Below are 17603 nucleotides of genomic sequence, written 5' to 3' on the forward strand. Positions count from 1 at the left end.
TCCTTACAACGAACTTATGAAAATTCCTAATCTCTAGCAAAGGGATTATATTGAAACGAGAAATAAAAACCTTGTTCTTGCAGAGTTCTTTCTCGCAACCCTGTCCTAACTAAAGGTAAACCATAATCAAAACGGAAACGTAATCTTTCGCCCATTTGCCATTGTAAACCTACACCAACGGAAGCTATAGTACTAGGGTCAGGATTTTCTCGATCGCCATTATTCCAAACTCTTCCCACATCAACAAAAGGAATAACTTGGAAAACACCAGGACGATCGCGCAACCGATAAACTGGTATTCTAACTTCCACAGAACCTAAAATGCCATTATCCGTAAGAAATAGATCTTGACGATAACCCCGCACACTTTCCGCACCACCGATAGCAAACTGTTCTAAAGTTACGAGTGGGCGATCGGCTAACTGCATATCTGCTCTAATTAATAAAATAGGAGAACCAGACGTATCAGAAGCATTTCCGCCTAAAAGACGTAACCATTGTGCTTGTCCGCGCCAAGAAAAGAATCTACCATCAGGAGCACTTTGGCGAATGGAAGCATCAAAAGCTCCCACACCTAAGCTAAACTGAGAACGAGCCGCAAACACCGATCGACTTTCACGCTGCGTCCATTCTTGGAAAAACCTAATCACAGAAAGGCGTGTTTCTCCCTCCTCATTTGCACCAGGAGAAAGTGGATAAGGTTCACCCAAAAGAGTAGTATTACTTTCGCGACGATTCAGAGTTAAACCAAGGGCTAATTCTTGACTTGGTGTGAGAATTAGCGGTTGACGAAACGACAATTCATAATCGTAAGATACCGCCCCAATATCAACCGTATCAAAAGGTTCTTCAATAATGCGGCTTTTAATCCAATCAAAACCCAAACGAATCGTACCATTACGAGCATTGACCGGAAAAATGTAATTAGTTTCAAGTTGGTTACTACCATTAGTATTGGCGTAGTTAACCGAAAAAGTATCGCCATTCCCTGTTAAATTAGCTTGATTAATATTAAGTTGGCGGCGAAACACACCCACACTGGGAGGACTATTATTATCTAAACTAATGGAAGCGCTAAAAGTTCTTTCTGGTGTCACCGTTACTTCTAAAATACTTAAACCCGGACGAGTACCCGCCGAAAGTTCCGCCGAGATATTTCTAATTAAAGGATTGAGTTGGAGTAATTGCAAAGATTGCAATAAACGATTAACATTTAAAGGAGTTTTCGCACCCAATCGGAGACGCGATCGCACATAATTAGGATTTAACCTCCCAGTACCACTAACCCGAATCTCCTCAACCGAACCCTCCACCACTTGAATTTTCACTATCCCACCCGTGAGAGTTTGCGGCGGAATAAACGCACCCGAAGTAATATAACCTTTGCTAACATAAAGTTGAGTTACAGCCGATCGCGCCTGCAACAACTGAGCAAAAGAAATCTTCCCCACAAAAGGTTTCAAAACTTTATCAAACTCTTCCTTGCTAAAAACCGTACTCCCTTCAACGTCGTACCCTTTCACATCTATTTCCCCAGGAATATCACTAGGTAAAGGTTCAGGAACACTGGGCGCAGGCGCACTACCGGGCGGCGTAAGTAACTCCGACGGCGGCGGTAAAGGAGTCGGCGGAGGTAAAGGAGGCGGCGGCGTAGTTGGCGGTAAAGGAAGAGTGGGAAGAGGTTGATTAGGATTAATCTGTTGAGCAAATAATGGACTAGTGTTGCTGGCAAAACATATCAAATTCAGCAACGCAGCAGAAACCGGAATGGTGACTAACTTAGGCAACGTCATAAAACTCAGGGATTAAGTAACGGACAATCTAGCCATCGATCGCAAGCTTAATTTCGTCCTAAGAGTTTATCATCCACCAACAGCTTTCATGAATTTTGTGTAAAAATTTTCCACATTAACTAAATAACATCACTGAGTTAGCGACAAGGGAAAGATACTATGCTAGAAAGTTCTAGGTAAGAAGAAATCAAATTTATGGTTGCAACTCAAATCAAGCACGAAGTCAAAGACCTTTCCCTCGCCCCCCTTGGCAAACAACGCATTGAATGGGCGGGACGGGAAATGCCAGTATTAAAGCAAATCAGGGAAAGATTTGGCAAAGAAACACCACTAGCTGGGATTCGCTTAGTCGCTTGCTGCCACGTTACCACCGAGACTGCAAATCTCGCCATTGCACTCAAAGCAGCTGGCGCAGACTCCTTGCTAATTGCCAGTAACCCCCTTTCCACCCAAGATGACGTAGCAGCTTGTTTAGTTGCAGAATATGGCATCCCCGTCTTTGCTATCAAAGGAGAAGACGCAGAAACCTATACTCGTCACGTCCACATTGCTTTAGACCACCGTCCGAATATTATCATTGATGATGGTTGCGACGTAGTAGCTACCTTAGTCAAAGAACGTCAAAATCAACTTGCCGAAATCATCGGTACTACCGAAGAAACTACCACAGGAATTGTGCGTTTGCGTGCGATGTTCCGCGATGGCGTGTTAAGTTTCCCCGCCATTAACGTCAACGACGCAGACACGAAACACTTTTTTGATAACCGCTACGGTACCGGACAATCTACCCTAGATGGCATCATTCGCGCCACTAACATTTTATTAGCCGGAAAAACGATTGTTATCGCCGGATATGGTTGGTGTGGTAAAGGTAGCGCCCTCCGCGCCAGAGGCATGGGTGCTAATGTAATTGTGACTGAAATCGATCCTACAAAAGCGATCGAAGCAGTAATGGATGGTTTCCGCGTCCTGCCAATGGCGGAAGCTGCACCTTTAGGCGACATTTTCATCACCGTTACTGGCAACAAGCACGTCATCCGTAGCGAACATTTTGATGTGATGAAAGATGGCGCAATTGTTTGTAATTCCGGTCACTTTGACATTGAAATTGACCTGAAAGCATTAGCTGCAAAATCCACCGAAGTTCGCACAGTACGGAACTTTACTGAAGAATATCATTTAAACAATGGTAAGTCAGTAGTAGTAATTGGTGAAGGTCGTTTAGTAAATTTAGCTGCTGCTGAAGGACACCCAAGCGCCGTAATGGATATGAGTTTTGCTAACCAAGCATTAGCTTGCGAATATTTAGCGAAAAACAAAGGTCAATTAGAAGCTGGTATCCATTCCGTTCCTGTAGAATTAGACAAAGAAATTGCTCGTCTAAAATTACAAGCAATGGGAATTAGCATTGACAGCTTAACATCCGACCAAATCGAATACATGAACTCCTGGACATCAGGAACATAATATGTACGTTGTTGCGCTTCAGCGCTAATTTAGCGCTAAAGCGCAACAACGTACTACAATAATCACTAACTACCCAACACCAAAAGCTATGAAAGAGTGGATACTGCAAATTATGACTTCCCTCAATTATGTGGGAATTGGCTTATTGATGTTTTTAGAAAATCTCTTTCCCCCCATCCCTTCGGAATTAATTATGCCTTTGGCAGGGTTCACAATTTCCCAAAAACAAATGGAATTTTTCCCCGCCATTTTCGCCGGAGTCTTGGGAACAATGTTGGGTGCTTTGCCTTGGTATTATGTAGGTAAACTCGTTGGTGAAGAGAACATCAAACGGGCAGCTGATCGATACGGCAAGTGGATTTCAATTAGTAGAAAAGATATCGAAAAAGCAGACCAATGGTTTCACAGACACGGCGAAAAGGCCGTTTTTTTTGGTCGTTTAGTACCTGGAGTTCGTACTTTGATATCTTTGCCAGCAGGTATCAGCAATATGAACTTGATACCTTTTTTGATTTATTCTACGATCGGCACGACTATTTGGGTAAGTTTACTGACCTTCGCTGGCTATAAATTAGGGGAACATTACGAATTAGTAGATGAATATCTAGCGCCTGTTTCCAAAATTGTCGCTGCGATTCTAGTAGTTGCTTTGATTATTTGGATTGTAAGAAAAAGAACGAGAAATCAAACATAATTGGGATTAAAGATGGATAGCGCACATTTGCAAGAACTGATCAAACACATCGGTTACTTCGGAGTATGGGCAATTATTTTTGCTGAGTCGGGATTGTTTATAGGCTTTTTCTTACCTGGAGACAGTCTATTATTTACAGCTGGGTTTATAGCTTCCCAACCTAATTTTTTTGACATTCGCGTGTTAATATTTGGTGCGTTTGTCTGTGCGGTGTTAGGTGATACAGTTGGTTATGCTACTGGCTATAGATTTGGTCGTCGCTTATTTCAAAAAGAAGATTCTTGGTTATTTAAGAAAAAGCATTTGAATAAAACCCAAGACTTCTATGAAAAGCATGGAAAAAAGACCATAGTTTTGGCAAGATTTCTGCCAATCATTCGCACCTTTGCGCCGATTGTTGCAGGTATCGCCGCTATGCGTTACAAAACATTCGTTGCTTATAATGTGATTGGCGGCTTTGGCTGGACTTTCGGTGTAACTTTAATGGGATACTACTTAGGACAAGTAATTCCTGATGTCGATAAGTATCTAATCCCAGTTATCTTGGTAATCATTGTTGTGTCTTTGATTCCATCAATCCTTCATGTAATTCAAGAAAATCGAACGAAACAAGATGATAAAGCTTAAACAATTCAATTATTAACTAGGAGATGGGAGGTAATCTTCTAAATAATAACCATAAATTTATCGCCACAGAACCACTAGGAAAAAGTGGTCAAAAGGGTGAACGCAAAGTTTGGGAAGCTGTCAAAAGCGTATTTTCTGAAAGGGAATGTATAGCTTATTGGCGCTATCCCATTTTTTGTGCGGTGAGGAAAGTTCGCAAAGAACCGGATATTTTAATTGCTGATATGGAACTTGGTCTAATTGTGATTGAGGTAAAATCAATAACAATTGACCAAATAGTTGCTATTAATGGTCATCGTTGGGAGTTACGCAACTTTTATACTAGTAGTAGCAACCCCTACGAACAAGCAGAAAATCAACTGTTTGGGTTGTTGGGATATTGCGATCGCGAACCCAACCTCCGCAGCCAAGTCAGTGGTAGAGTTATAGTAGCCTTACCCTTCATTTCCCAGCAGCAATGGCAAAACAAAGGTTTCGCTAAACTCCCCAGTTCGCCGCCTATCCTCTTCCAAGAAAATCTGTTTTTAGAAACCGAAAACCCCACATTTTTAGATAAGATTCGCCAAACTTCCCCCATAATTAAGGGGAGAAAACTGAACCTTGAACAGTGGAAATTACTGTTATCAGTATTAGGAGGAAACCCAGTTTTCCGCCGGAATAACCTCACCCCCTCAGTCCCCCTCTCCGTGAACGGAGAGGGGGAAGATAGAGGAGTATTTCCTCGCCTTTCTTTGAACAAAGAGAAGGAAATTAAAAGTGCATTTCCCCCCCTCTCCGTCTACGGAGAGGGGGTTGGGGGGAGAGGTTTTCGCGCCAGTATTTTAGAAAAAGTAAAACAAAACTTATCAGAATTCGACTTACAACAAGAAAATATTGGGAAACAAATTCCCCCCGGAATGCAAAGAATTCGGGGAATAGCAGGTTCAGGAAAAACCGTTTTATTATGTCAAAAAGCGGCAAATATGCACTTAAAATATCCCGAATGGGATATTGTTTTAGTGTTTTTTAGTCGCAGTTTATACGAACAAATAATTAGCCAAATCGATAAATGGATACGCCGCTTTAGTCATAACGAAGTTCAGTATAATCCAAACAATGAAAAGTTGCGCGTACTCCATGCTTGGGGTGCAAAAAATCAACCCGGACTTTACAGCATTATTTGTGAAGCAGCAAACGCCCCGAAATTAACTGTTTTTGACACCGAAAATAAACAACCAAATGAATCTTTAGCAGAAGTTTGTCGTTTCCTGTTAGAAAAAAACTCAATTCCCCAAATATTTGACGCTATTTTAATCGATGAAGGTCAAGATTTGATGGTGGATGATGAATTTAAATTTCAAGATAAACAACCTTTTTATTGGATGGCGTATCAAGCTTTACGACCTTTTGATGAACACCATCCCGAACAACGTCGCTTAATTTGGGCGTATGACGAAGCGCAAAGTTTAGACAGTTTAAATATTCCCACCGCAGGCGAGTTGTTTGGCGACGAATTGGCGCATTTAGTAACAGGTCAATATCCCGATGGTATCAAAAAAACGGAAATTATTCACCGATGTTATCGTACTCCTGACCCTATTGTAACTGCTGCTCATGCGATGAGTATGGGTTTCCTACGTCGTGGGGGAATGGTATCAGGAATTACCCGAACGGAAGATTGGCAAGCGTTAGGTTATGAAGTGCAGGGTCGGTTTACTCGCGGTCAACAAGTGACTCTCAAAAGATTGAGTGAAGACTCTCCTAATATTATCACAAAACTTTGGGAAAAGCCAGTTTTAGAGTTTGAAACTTATAATTCTCGACAGGCGGAGTTAAGGGCTTTAGCTGATAGTATTGTAGAGGTTGTGAAGGGCGATCGCCTCCAACCCAGCAAAGAAATTTTGGTCATAGTTTTAGGTTCGTTTTTCGAGGCGATGCGATTAGAAAATCATGTTGCTGAATTCTTAATGTCCGAAGGTATCGATATATTTATTCCGGGGACAACTGATTGTAACATTTTAAGGGGGGAGGGGGAGAATAGCGATCGCAATAAATTCTGGTGTGAAGGCGGCGTTACCGTCTCCCGCATTCATCGCGCCAAAGGTAACGAAGCAGACATGGTTTATGTAGTTGGTTTAGACAATATTGCCAAAGACGAAAGTAATATTAGATTAAGAAATCAACTTTTTATTGCTTTAACCAGAACTCGCGCTTGGGTAAAATTAAGCGGTGTTGGTAACTATCAAATGTATGAAGAAATGCGCCGAGTAATTGCCAGTGGCGACACTTTTACCTTTACCTTCAATCATCGCCCAAAACGCGAAATCAGCGTCACCGATGCCGGAGAATTGTTGAAAAGATACGCCGCAGGTGGGAGAAACTTTCAAAATGCAGATTTGCGAGGTATTCAGTTAGCTGGTGCTAATTTACGAGGTGCAAATTTAATTAGTGCTAAGTTGAACAATGCTAATTTAAGTAATGCCAAATTGGATGGTGCAAAATTGGTAATTGCTGATTTGAGTAATGCTGATTTAGGTAACGCTAGTTTGCGGAAAGCTAAATTAATGGGCGCAATTTTAAGGGATGCAAATTTAAGCGGCGCTGACTTAAGTCGTTCCGATTTAAGTGATGCAGATTTGCGAAATGCAAAGTTAGTTGGTGCGAATTTGTTAGGGGCAAATTTGAATGCTGCTGATTTGACTAATGCAGATTTGACCGGGGCGAATATTACGGGGGTTGAGTTGGGGGATGTGAGTTTACCTAGATAAAGTGAGCTTTGCAATTTATTAAAGATGCTTGTACCCAAATGCTTCGCCCTGTCTTGGCTAAGTTGGCTTTTTAGGTGTTGGGTGTAGAATGTAGGTAATTTATTTAAAATCGAAAGATGCTATATCAAGTCGGTGGTAGTTTACCTATTGATGCGCCTACTTATGTTAGACGAAAGGCTGACGAAGATTTTTATGAAGGTTTAAAAGCGGGTGAGTTTTGTTATGTGCTCAATTCCCGACAGATGGGTAAGTCTAGTTTGCGCGTACAAACGATGCAGCGGTTACAAAATGAGGGAATTGCTTGTGCTTCTATTGATATTACTGCTATAGGTACTTCTGATATTACTCCTGAACAATGGTATGCGGGAGTTATCGATTATTTAGTTAACGGTTTTGAACTTTACAGCGAGTTCGATTTAGAAGAATGGTGGGTTTCTCACAGCTTACTTTCTCCGGTACAAAAGTTTAGCAAGTTTTTGGGGGAAATCCTCCTGCAATCTATTGATAAAATTATTGTTATTTTTGTTGATGAAATTGATAGTGTTTTGGCTTTACCATTTAATATTGATGACTTTTTTGCGGTGATTCGGGATTGTTTTAACCAACGGGCAGATAATCCTGAATATAACCGTTTAACTTTTGCTTTGATTGGGGTGGCAACGCCTGCGGATTTGATTAGTGACCGTCGTCGTACACCATTTAATATAGGTAAAGCAATTGAGTTAACTGGTTTTCAATTAACGGAAGCTGAACCTTTAGCTTTAGGGTTCGCCAATCAAGTGGAAAATTCCCAAGAATTGTTAGCTGCGGTGTTATCTTGGACTGGCGGACAACCTTTTTTAACCCAAAAGATTTGTAAATTAATTACTAATAATTTAGATAATGAATCAATCATAAATCCTCTTGAGTGGATAGAAAATTTGGTGCAAAAGCGGGTAATTGAAAATTGGGAAACCCAGGATGTACCAGAGCATTTAAAGACGATTAGAGACAGGATTTTAAGAAGCGAAGAACGCGCAGGCAGATTATTAGGAATATATCAAAGAATCCTGCAATCAGAAAGCTGGGGAGATGGGGAGATGGGGAGCAGGGGAGCAGAGGAGCAGAGGAGCAGGGGAGCAGAGGAGCAGGAAAATTCTTTAACTCAAAACTCTCTTCCTAACTCAAAACTCAAAACTCAAAACTCAAAACTTTCCCAGTCCCCAGTCGCAGCAGACGATACTCCGGCACAAATGGAACTGCGTCTTACCGGATTAGTGGTCAAGCGTGAGGGTAAACTGAGAGTTTATAACCGAATTTATCAGTCGGTTTTTAACTTTGATTGGGTGGAAAACGCTTTAGCTAATCTCCGTCCTTATAGTGAAAATTTTCGGGCTTGGGTAGATTCTAATTTTCAAGATGAATCGCGATTATTGCGGGGTCAGGCTTTGGAAACTGCCCAAGCTTGGGCAACTGGCAAAAGTTTAAGCCACCAAGATTATCAGTTTTTGGATGCTAGTCGGGAGTTGGAAAGGCGGGAAGTTGAGCGTTCTTTGGCAGCCGAGAGAGAGGCTAATCAAATTTTAAGTGAGGCGAGGCAGAAAGCAGAATTGGCGTTAGAGGATGAACGGGTTGCCAAACAACAAGCGCTAAAGATTAGGACTGTAACTTCGGTTTTTGCTGGCGTATTTATATTACTTGCAGTTGGGGCAGGTTTGTTCGCCAATTACCAAGTCATGCAAGCCCAAAATTTAAGAAATGCCGTAGAGAGAAGCCTCTCTTCCCAAGAATCTTTTCGTTCTGGCGAAAAGTTGAAAGCACTACTGGAAGCATTAAAAGCAGTACAACCATTCAAAGAGCTAAATTTCCCAGAATCTATTACAAATGATATTCAAGGAAAAGTAATCGCTGCCTTGTACCAAGCAGTTAATAGTCGTGGAATCAGAGAACGAAATAGTTTGTCAGGTCATCAGAATTCTGTCAGAAGTGTGAGTTGGAGTCCGGATGGTCAAACTCTGGCTACCGCAAGTGCTGACAAGACGGTGAAACTGTGGAACCGACAAGGAAAGTTGCTGCAAACTCTGAGTGGTCATCAGTATCCTGTCACAAGTGTGAGTTGGAGTCCGGATGGTCAAACTCTGGCTAGCGGAAGTTGGGACAAGACGGTGAAACTGTGGAACCGACAAGGAAAGTTGCTGCAAACTCTTCAAACTCATCAGAGTGAAGTCTATAGTGTGAGTTGGAGTCCGGATGGTCAAACTCTGGCTACCGCAAGTGCTGACAAGACGGTGAAACTGTGGAACCGACAAGGAAAGTTGCTGCAAACTCTGAGTGGTCATCAGAATTCTGTCACAAGTGTGAGTTGGAGTCCGGATGGTCAAACTCTGGCTAGCGGAAGTTGGGACAAGACGGTGAAACTGTGGAACCGACAAGGAAAGTTGCTGCAAACTCTTCAAAGTCATCAGAGTGGAGTCTATAGTGTGAGTTGGAGTCCCGATGGTCAAACTCTGGCGACTGGAAGTGCTGACAACACGGTGAAACTGTGGAACCGACAAGGAAAGTTGCTGCAAACTCTTCAAAGTCATCAGAGTGGAGTCTATAGTGTGAGTTGGAGTCCCGATGGTCAAACACTGGCTACCGCAAGTGCTGACAAGACGGTGAAACTGTGGAACCGACAAGGAAAGTTGCTGCAAACTCTTAGGGGTCATCAGAGTTATGTCTTAAGTGTGAGTTGGAGTCCGGATGGTCAAACAGTGGCTACCGCAAGTACTGACAAGACGGTGAAACTGTGGAACCGACAAGGAATGTTGCTGCAAACTCTTCAAAGTCATCAGGATTGGGTCAATAGTGTGAGTTGGAGTCCGGATGGTCAAACTCTGGCTACCGCAAGTCGTGACAAGACGGTGAAACTGTGGAACCGACAAGGAAAGTTGCTGCAAACTCTTCAAAGTCATCAGGATTGGGTCAATAGTGTGAGTTGGAGTCCGGATGGTCAAACTCTGGCTACCGCAAGTCGTGACAAGACGGTGAAACTGTGGAACCGACAAGGAAAGTTGCTGCAAACTCTTCAAAGTCATCAGAGTTATGTCTTAAGTGTGAGTTGGAGTCCGGATGGTCAAACTCTGGCTACCGCAAGTGCTGACAAGACGGTGAAACTGTGGAACCGACAAGGAAAGTTGCTGCAAACTCTTCAAAGTCATCAGGATTCTGTCACAAGTGTGAGTTGGAGTCCGGATGGTCAAACACTGGCTACCGGAAGTCGTGACAAGACGGTGAAACTGTGGAACCGACAAGGAAAGTTGCTGCAAACTCTTCAAAGTCATCAGGATTCTGTCACAAGTGTGAGTTGGAGTCCGGATGGTCAAACACTGGCTACCGGAAGTCGTGACAAGACGGTGAAACTGTGGAACCGACAAGGAAAGTTGCTGCAAACTCTTCAAAGTCATCAGAGTTATGTCTTAAGTGTGAGTTGGAGTCCGGATGGTCAAACTCTGGCTACCGCAAGTGCTGACAAGACGGTGAAACTGTGGAACCGACAAGGAATGTTGCTGCAAACTCTTCAAAGTCATCAGGATTCTGTCACAAGTGTGAGTTGGAGTCCGGATGGTCAAACTCTGGCTACCGCAAGTCGTGACAAGACGGTGAAACTGTGGGGTATCGACAGCGAAATTCTCACTTCTGGTAATGATAAAAATACTGTCTATAGCTGGGATACAGATTTAGACAATTTAATGGCAATAGGCTGTGATTGGATAAAAAATTATCTAGAAACTAATCCTAATGCGACAGATGAAGAACGGCGTACCTGTGCCAAATACCTCGCCAAAAAGTAGAATCTTTCTGACCAAAATATCTATAAACCCGCCCTTAAATTACTATTGAGCCGGAAATCTGAGCCAAAAGTCACTTCCTTGACCTGGATGAGATTGGACAAAAACATTTCCACCCATTCGCCTGACTAATGTATCAATAATTTCTAATTTTAAATCTAGAGTTTCTTGGGAATGAGCGTCAGATAAATTTATCGGTTGATGAGATATTCCAGAAATACCTGGCTCACAGCCGCCTGGATTGCTAACTTGAATAATTACTAAATCATCTTTTTGTTCCAGTTGAATTATTGTTGTAGAGACGTTGTATACAACGTCTCTACAACTAGGTTTGGCATAATCAATTAAATGGATGAGAACTTGCAAAAGGGAATTGCGCTCGGACTTAACCATAATTTTTCCCGAATTAGCTGTTACTTGAATCATGCGATGTTGGAATTTTTCGGTCATTCTGACAGCATCATTAACCACATCTTTATCATAAGTTCTCAGCAACGGGCGAATTTCTACTGGCATTTCTGCGACCCGAAAATTAGCTTGGGTATTTTGGTTAATTGAATTAATGGCAATGGCATCAGTAAATTTTTGCAAGGGACGGAGCGATCGCCAAATCACAAAAACAATTGCCCCAATTAATATCGGCATAACTGCGATCGTTGTTGTCATTAAACTGCACATTCCAATATGCCAAATTGATTCAACTGATGCCGATGTCATTTGTTGATGGATTTGTGCGATCGTGCAAAGGTTTACACTAATCAGACCGATAATTAAAATGCTACCATTTGTAATGTTAGAGTTTAACTTTTGCTTTGATTGGGGTGGCAACGCCTGCGGATTTGATTAAAATAAAACGATCGCACTTACTCAAGTCGATAGATAAAGTTACAGCACAATAGTAACGCCGAGTCAGGTAGGTAGAGCAAAAGTTACAGGAAGTTACAGCTGATGAGGCTAGAAGCTAACAGCTATAAAGAAAAAGCCCATCAACGTGAGCTTTGAAGTTGTTAGCCATGAAGGAAGGGAGAAATCAGACATTAACCTACAGCATCACTTTTTGAAACTAACTGCACTTTTGTTGAACAAGAATATTGACGTTTCAACATCCAAGCACCACCAAAGATGAGCAAAGCTAAGGCGGAAGTCGGTTCGGGAACTGGCTTCGGTTGGGGGTTTGGTTGAGATGAGGAAGTCATCTTGAAACTAGCAGTTTCTCTGTCAAAGATGAACTGACTCGAATAGGTTGGACTTGAAAGTGCTTTTAAATCACTAGCAGTGAAACCCCGATCGCTAGTAACTTTGAATTTGGAAACCCCACTGCCTAACAGTTTAACGAAGTCAATATTATCACCGGATTTATATTGACCAACGATAGAATCTCCCACAGAAATACTAAACAAACTACTGTCATTCAGACCAGCCAAAAAGTTAGAAACTGCATTAAATTTGGCATCTCCAGCCATCTCCAATTCAAAACTATTACCTGATAGATTGGATGGAGTAGCGAACCAAAAACCACTTTGGGCATTATCAAACATTAAAGCATCGCCGACTTGTTGGGCTGAAATTGGCACGAGTCGAGAGGAACCTGTCACAACTGAATGAGTAACTTTTTCATTAAAAGATGCGGTGAAACCTGCACTAGCTGAACAAGATTTACCGGGAATTATACAATCTGTGGGTCGGGGTCTGCCTTCTTCCAAGACTCCATCGTTGTTACCAAAAACTACATAAAAATCATTTGGATTCTGGTCAGATTGTGATTGAATGATTAGATCAAAATAATCATAATAAGCTCCTGGATTGTCGCGATTAGTTGAGCCGTAAGCGTAAAATTGATTTCGATTTGGATTACGTCTGTAACCTGCATCTTGACCATCTAAAAACATGGTAAAGTCCGTTATTTCCCGGTATATAGTATAATCAGCCCTACCTATTTCATCATATTGAGGGTTGGTAATAGCAGAAAGCCATGCGCTGTAAATGTCATCGCTAATTGAGTAAGTACCTTTGATGCGTTCTCCATCAAATCTAAAGGTAACAGCATTAGCGGAAAATTAGGTGATGGAATTCTCATGTATTTTACGAGTGTGGAAAAAGCTGTGGCTTGCTCGATCGACATTCAAAAATCATTAGCTTTAGCTGCGGCTAATTTACCCAAAAATGATGTTTTATTGCACAGAATTGGCATTCATTTAGGAAAAGTTTTTTTTAGCGGTAGTGATGTGATGGGGAATGGCGTAAATTTAGCAGCACGTCTGCAATCAGAGGCAGAATCAGGGGGAATTTGTATCTCAGAAGATGCCTACAAAGCGACGAAATCTGACTTGCAAAAAAAGGCATTTTATGTTGGAGTGCGCCAGCTAAAAGGTATTTCAAATCCCGTCCCGGTTTATCACATTCCTGCTTTTTATTCGCTAACTGAAGCAGGAGTTAAGTTACAATTAAATCCGTTAAGAAGACGGGCAATAAATTGGTTAAAATTAGCGTTAGTGAGTACGATCGCAACTAGCCTAACCGTAGGAGTGCGATCGCTCGGTTGGTTGCAAACTTGGGAATTACAAAGTTTTGATTTATTAATGCAATTACGACCTCAAGAAAAACCAGATGAAAGGCTTTTATTAGTAACTATTACCGAAGAAGATGTGCAATCTCAACCTGCGGAAGAAAGAGTTGGTAGTTCATTATCCGCTCGTTCCTTATTGCACTGCAACTAATCCGCAATCAACAACGCTACTAACTATTAGTGTACCGATCGGCTTACAATTTGCAAGTAATCCAGGCAATATTGTCAATCAAGCTAGGGATATTAATAACAATGGTTTGCATAAATAATCCACAAATTAGCAAAGCCGAAGCTTTGCGAAATAGCCAAATTGCTTTTTTAACCAAGTACCCCGATGCAGATTATAATCGCCCTTATCATTGGGCAGCTTTTACTCTTGTCGGGAACTGGTTGTAACATTGCCAGCGATCGGTTCTTTTGCCAAAGTTTGTAAACCGATATTGCGATCGCTCAACAACTCAACCCAAATCTTCTCAATCTCCGCATTTTGTGATGTATTTAATCGCAGTTGAGCTAATTCAGTTAAAGCATCATACCAGATACTATTTTGTGCATAAGCCGCAATTTTTTATAAAGGATTTTGTGCAGATTTTAAAGCATTTTCCAGATTGCTAGAAGGTGAAATCCGTCGCACTATCCCAGTCACAGAAGCAGGCGCAGTTCTAGCTGTTCTTTGGGTATTAGGGCAATTAATTTCAAAGTACCAACGGTAAGTTTTTCCAATTTCTAGAGGTTTTGCTGTTGCCGGAAGAGTGACGCTAACAATTCCTGGCGTAGCTGTTAATTGAAAGCGAGTTCGGTAAACATCTTCATCCCCATCTTGCAAGGAAAACTCCCCGCTAGGTGCTTCATCAGAAGTGTAGGGTACATAAACCCAAAAAGTAGGACGTTCTTTAGTAGTTAACTCCAAATTGTTAGCACCTACTAAAGCCGTTAGTGGAGGATTATCCTGTTTATATAACAGTTCCCACGACTACCAGTTCCTTGGTTAGTTCGCGGAGTTCCCCGATCTGGCGGATCTGGATTTGCCAAAATAAAACGAATTTTTATTTTGTCAGCATTATTTGTACTTACTTGCTCGGTTTGGGCAAGGGATGGCGGTTGGCTAATTGCTGTACTTATTAGTACACAGCTAATCAAAAATACTTGCTTCAATTCGCTATACATAGGCTAGTTTTAAAGTAGCGATCTATACTATCAAAATGATATGCCCAGATCCCCGACTTCTTCAAGAAGTCGGGGATCTAGATCAAGTGCTTGTTCTATTGCAGATTCAGCCAGTGGAGCCATGATTTCATAACCTTTAGTGTTAGGATGTAAGCCATCATCTGCTAAATCTGCCCTTAGCATTCCCTGTCGATCGAGCATTTGGCTGTAATAGTCGAGGTAAATGTGATTGTGTTCTAGACAGTAGCGTTGCAGCCAATCGTTGAGTGCGCGAATTTTAGTGGGTAGATGTATTGGCGATCGCGCGATCGAACTATAGTCATTAATGGGTAAAACTGAAGCAAAAATAACTTGAATTTTGTTAGCTTGCGCGAGTTCTGCCATTGAAGCATAATTATCTTCAATCATCGCCAATGTCACCAAACCTGTGTTACCTGCGATATCATTTATTCCAGCTAAAATTACCACCACTTTTGGTTTAAGCGCAATCACATCCGGGCGAAAGCGAATTAACATTTGCTGCGTAGTTTGCCCAGCAATCCCGCGATTAATGTAAGGTTTATCAGGGAAATATTTGGCTAAATCCCAAAATTCAGTAATCGAATCTCCAAAAAAGACTATCCGATTTTCATTCATCTTCGGAGGCGGAAGTAATGCGTTTGCTTGCTGATAAAAACCCAGTTCTGCCCAATCAGTTAATCGATGATTTAGTTTATCAAGTTTTCGTATTGGCAGCCGAGACAAGGTTGGAGAAATCCAGTTGAACAAAATCCATTCTTTGATGACAACAGTTGCAATACGAAAAGCACGTTTCATGATTCAAGTGTTTTCCTCTGTTTGGTTCAATGTATCATTTATCGCCGCTATATGTTGTTGCACAAGTTTTTGAATACGTGCTTCCAGAGATGTTTCGAGAAATGTGACTCTTTGATCTAATCTGTCTAGGCGCTTGTCTATATTGTTGGTAATGCGATCGATCGGCTGTCGGGAAAATCTCGTCGGTGTCCGATCTAGACATTCCTCTATATAATTAACCAGTAGAGCAGAAGCATTTGTACCACTGCGCTTAGCCCATTCCTGAAAGGCTTCCCATTCATCAGCATCAATGCGAAATGTCGCTAACTTTTTCTGCCTCATTGTCTATACATCCCTAGTGCTTGAGATTTCTAGATATCTACAGTAAATTATATAGACAATTGAGTTGCTTTCATTCCCCCAAACAACGCTATTTCCAAAACTTTAAAGTAACAATCAACATTGATAAAACCGATTTCTTCCAACCAATCACACTGAACATCTAAAGGTGCTAATATGTTTGCTACTTTATCAGGTCTGTGGTAAAATTCTTGAGCAATTTCTTCTCGGCTTTTCCCTGATTCATTGCGCTGATGGAACTCATACAACGAGTCAATAAAAACCTCTGAAAAAGCTGTTTCCAACCATTGACTAGGCGATAGAATATGTTCTAAATTCAAGAATAAACCGCCTGGTTTAAGCAAACTATAAATTTCCTGATAAACTTCCTTTTTCCGTTCATCAGTTTGGTGATGAATCGCAAAACCGGAAACGATTAAATCAAAATCTCCTTGATTTTTTACGGTATTTACCCAATCTTTTACTCCAAAATCTTGAGAAATAAACTCGGCATCTTGATTATTTCCCAGTTTGCTTTTAGCTGCTGTTAACATTGTTTCGGAAAAGTCCAAAAATACCCCTTTAGCATTTGGGTATTTAGCCAAAATTGCTCTCCCTAAAACGCCATCGCCGCAACCTAAATCTAAAAAAGTTTCGACTTTTGGCAAAGCTAAGTTTATAATTTTTAACATCAAGTTAATTTGCTCTGCTGCAAGGGGAATACCTCCGCGTACTCCTTCGAGAAAAGTTTGAGCTAATTGAGCATTTTGCCAAGCGGTATCTGTTCTATTCATAGCTATTCCAGGGTAACAATTACAGGAGTATGATCGCTGGGTTGAGTTAATTTTCTTGGTTCGATATCAATGGTGCAATTGGTGGCGCGATCACACAAACTAGGAGTAAGATAAATATGGTCAATTCGCCATCCCCAATTGCGCTTAAAACCACCTGTTCGATAATCCCACCAGCTATAATGTCCACCTTCGGAAGTAAATTTCCGAAACACATCAATTAACCCTAATTCTAATACAGTTTTCAAGGATTGGCGTTCTAAATCTGTCGCCATTATCTTAGTTTCTCTACCTTTGGGATTATGAATATCTATATCTTCTAAAGCTACATTAAAATCACCACAGATACAAAGATTATTAGGCGTTTTCTCTAACAAATTTTGTAAGTATTCTCGCAATACAATCAACCATTTTAGCTTATATTCGTACTTCTCGCTACCCACTGCTGAACCATTGGGAACATAAAGGTTAACAACCCGAATATCACCAATCACACCAGTAATTACTCGCTTTTGTTCGTCAAAATTTTCTGCAATATTTTCGCCTAAAATTCGTGCAAAACCCTTGCTAACTTCTTGTAAAGGTTGACGACTAATTAACGCTACACCATTGTATGATTTTTGCCCGGAAATATAAGCTTGATAACCTAAGCTTTCAAAAGCTGCTATGGGGAATAAATCATCTACAACTTTGGTTTCTTGCAAACATAAAACATCTACTGGATTTTCTTGTAACCAATTGGTTACTTGTTCTAAGCGAGTGCGAACTGAGTTAACATTCCAAGTGGCAATTTTCATTATTAGTCATT

Annotated in this window: 15 protein-coding genes and 1 pseudogene; 7 read left to right on the plus strand and 9 right to left on the minus strand. The window is 41.2% G+C overall.

What is annotated here, in order from left to right; genetic code table 11:
• Positions 1–26: 26 nt before the first annotated feature.
• Positions 27–1793 carry a ShlB/FhaC/HecB family hemolysin secretion/activation protein gene (locus ACE1CI_RS14925; RefSeq protein WP_413261589.1) on the minus strand — a complete coding sequence of 589 codons (1767 nt, stop codon included), beginning with the start codon at positions 1791–1793 and terminating at the stop codon, positions 27–29.
• 195 nt (positions 1794–1988) lie between these two features.
• On the opposite strand from ACE1CI_RS14925, the gene ahcY reads away from it, so the two are divergent.
• The 5 genes from ahcY to ACE1CI_RS14950 all read left to right on the plus strand — a co-directional run bounded on the left by ahcY (position 1989) and on the right by ACE1CI_RS14950 (position 11140).
• Positions 1989–3260 carry an adenosylhomocysteinase gene (gene ahcY / locus ACE1CI_RS14930; RefSeq protein ID WP_413261588.1) on the plus strand — a complete coding sequence of 424 codons (1272 nt, stop codon included), beginning with the start codon at positions 1989–1991 and terminating at the stop codon, positions 3258–3260.
• An 88-nt stretch (positions 3261–3348) separates the two neighbouring features.
• Positions 3349–3954 (plus strand): DedA family protein, encoded by a 606-nt coding sequence (locus ACE1CI_RS14935; RefSeq protein WP_413261587.1) that lies wholly within the window; start codon positions 3349–3351, stop codon positions 3952–3954.
• 12 nt (positions 3955–3966) lie between these two features.
• Entirely contained in the window at positions 3967–4581 is a 615-nt protein-coding gene (locus tag ACE1CI_RS14940) for a DedA family protein (protein WP_413261586.1), read from the plus strand.
• A gap of 23 nt (positions 4582–4604) precedes the next feature.
• Positions 4605–7328 (plus strand): pentapeptide repeat-containing protein, encoded by a 2724-nt coding sequence (locus ACE1CI_RS14945; protein ID WP_413261585.1) that lies wholly within the window; start codon positions 4605–4607, stop codon positions 7326–7328.
• A gap of 116 nt (positions 7329–7444) precedes the next feature.
• Positions 7445–11140, plus strand: coding sequence for a WD40 domain-containing protein (locus ACE1CI_RS14950; protein WP_496615487.1), 3696 nt, complete (start codon positions 7445–7447; stop codon positions 11138–11140).
• Positions 11141–11182: 42 nt separating this feature from the next.
• Here the strand turns inward: ACE1CI_RS14950 and ACE1CI_RS14955 are convergent, their stop codons facing one another.
• Together ACE1CI_RS14955 and ACE1CI_RS14960 are read right to left on the minus strand one after the other, a co-directional pair.
• A complete protein-coding gene (locus ACE1CI_RS14955; RefSeq protein WP_496615488.1) occupies positions 11183–11965 on the minus strand; it encodes an ATP-binding protein in 783 nt (260 codons plus the stop codon).
• A gap of 209 nt (positions 11966–12174) precedes the next feature.
• A complete protein-coding gene (locus tag ACE1CI_RS14960; RefSeq protein ID WP_413261041.1) occupies positions 12175–13026 on the minus strand; it encodes a PEP-CTERM sorting domain-containing protein in 852 nt (283 codons plus the stop codon).
• 186 nt (positions 13027–13212) lie between these two features.
• Between ACE1CI_RS14960 and ACE1CI_RS14965 the strand changes: the two genes are divergently transcribed.
• Positions 13213–13854 carry an adenylate/guanylate cyclase domain-containing protein gene (locus tag ACE1CI_RS14965; protein WP_413261042.1) on the plus strand — a complete coding sequence of 214 codons (642 nt, stop codon included), beginning with the start codon at positions 13213–13215 and terminating at the stop codon, positions 13852–13854.
• A gap of 101 nt (positions 13855–13955) precedes the next feature.
• Positions 13956–14099: a CHAT domain-containing protein gene (locus tag ACE1CI_RS14970; RefSeq protein WP_413261043.1), complete on the plus strand. Its 144-nt coding sequence runs from the start codon at positions 13956–13958 to the stop codon at positions 14097–14099.
• On the opposite strand, the pseudogene ACE1CI_RS14975 reads toward ACE1CI_RS14970, so the two are convergent.
• The 6 genes and pseudogenes from ACE1CI_RS14975 to xth all read right to left on the minus strand — a co-directional run bounded on the left by ACE1CI_RS14975 (position 14074) and on the right by xth (position 17592).
• Positions 14074–14613, minus strand: a pseudogene (locus ACE1CI_RS14975) (DUF928 domain-containing protein). The gene ACE1CI_RS14970 and the pseudogene ACE1CI_RS14975 overlap by 26 nt on opposite strands.
• Positions 14614–14636: 23 nt before the next feature.
• Positions 14637–14870: a hypothetical protein gene (locus ACE1CI_RS14980; protein WP_413261044.1), complete on the minus strand. Its 234-nt coding sequence runs from the start codon at positions 14868–14870 to the stop codon at positions 14637–14639.
• Positions 14871–14900: 30 nt separating this feature from the next.
• Positions 14901–15686, minus strand: coding sequence for a GDSL-type esterase/lipase family protein (locus tag ACE1CI_RS14985; RefSeq protein ID WP_496615489.1), 786 nt, complete (start codon positions 15684–15686; stop codon positions 14901–14903).
• A gap of 3 nt (positions 15687–15689) precedes the next feature.
• Positions 15690–16007 (minus strand): hypothetical protein, encoded by a 318-nt coding sequence (locus ACE1CI_RS14990; RefSeq protein WP_413261046.1) that lies wholly within the window; start codon positions 16005–16007, stop codon positions 15690–15692.
• Between the two features lie 47 nt (positions 16008–16054).
• On the minus strand, positions 16055–16798 hold the full coding sequence (locus ACE1CI_RS14995; RefSeq protein ID WP_413261047.1) for a class I SAM-dependent methyltransferase: 744 nt from the start codon (positions 16796–16798) through the stop codon (positions 16055–16057).
• Between the two features lie 2 nt (positions 16799–16800).
• Positions 16801–17592 (minus strand): exodeoxyribonuclease III, encoded by a 792-nt coding sequence (gene xth, locus ACE1CI_RS15000; RefSeq protein ID WP_413261048.1) that lies wholly within the window; start codon positions 17590–17592, stop codon positions 16801–16803.
• Between the last annotated feature and the right edge of the window lie 11 nt (positions 17593–17603).

This window comes from Floridaenema flaviceps BLCC-F50 (assembly GCF_041929275.2).
In the GTDB taxonomy this organism is placed as follows: domain Bacteria; phylum Cyanobacteriota; class Cyanobacteriia; order Cyanobacteriales; family Aerosakkonemataceae; genus Floridanema; species Floridanema flaviceps.

Coding starts and splice junctions, on each gene's coding strand:
- ACE1CI_RS14940 (WP_413261586.1), top strand. CDS start 3,967: ATGGATAGCGCACATTTGCAAGAACTGATCAAACACATCGGTTACTTC.
- ACE1CI_RS14970 (WP_413261043.1), top strand. CDS start 13,956: ATGGTTTGCATAAATAATCCACAAATTAGCAAAGCCGAAGCTTTGCGA.
- ACE1CI_RS14935 (WP_413261587.1), top strand. CDS start 3,349: ATGAAAGAGTGGATACTGCAAATTATGACTTCCCTCAATTATGTGGGA.
- ACE1CI_RS14980 (WP_413261044.1), bottom strand. CDS start 14,870: ATGTATAGCGAATTGAAGCAAGTATTTTTGATTAGCTGTGTACTAATA.
- ACE1CI_RS14945 (WP_413261585.1), top strand. CDS start 4,605: ATGGGAGGTAATCTTCTAAATAATAACCATAAATTTATCGCCACAGAA.
- ACE1CI_RS14995 (WP_413261047.1), bottom strand. CDS start 16,798: ATGAATAGAACAGATACCGCTTGGCAAAATGCTCAATTAGCTCAAACT.
- ACE1CI_RS14960 (WP_413261041.1), bottom strand. CDS start 13,026: ATGTTTTTAGATGGTCAAGATGCAGGTTACAGACGTAATCCAAATCGA.
- ACE1CI_RS14925 (WP_413261589.1), bottom strand. CDS start 1,793: ATGACGTTGCCTAAGTTAGTCACCATTCCGGTTTCTGCTGCGTTGCTG.
- ahcY (WP_413261588.1), top strand. CDS start 1,989: ATGGTTGCAACTCAAATCAAGCACGAAGTCAAAGACCTTTCCCTCGCC.
- xth (WP_413261048.1), bottom strand. CDS start 17,592: ATGAAAATTGCCACTTGGAATGTTAACTCAGTTCGCACTCGCTTAGAA.
- ACE1CI_RS14985 (WP_496615489.1), bottom strand. CDS start 15,686: ATGAAACGTGCTTTTCGTATTGCAACTGTTGTCATCAAAGAATGGATT.
- ACE1CI_RS14990 (WP_413261046.1), bottom strand. CDS start 16,007: ATGAGGCAGAAAAAGTTAGCGACATTTCGCATTGATGCTGATGAATGG.
- ACE1CI_RS14965 (WP_413261042.1), top strand. CDS start 13,213: ATGTATTTTACGAGTGTGGAAAAAGCTGTGGCTTGCTCGATCGACATT.
- ACE1CI_RS14950 (WP_496615487.1), top strand. CDS start 7,445: ATGCTATATCAAGTCGGTGGTAGTTTACCTATTGATGCGCCTACTTAT.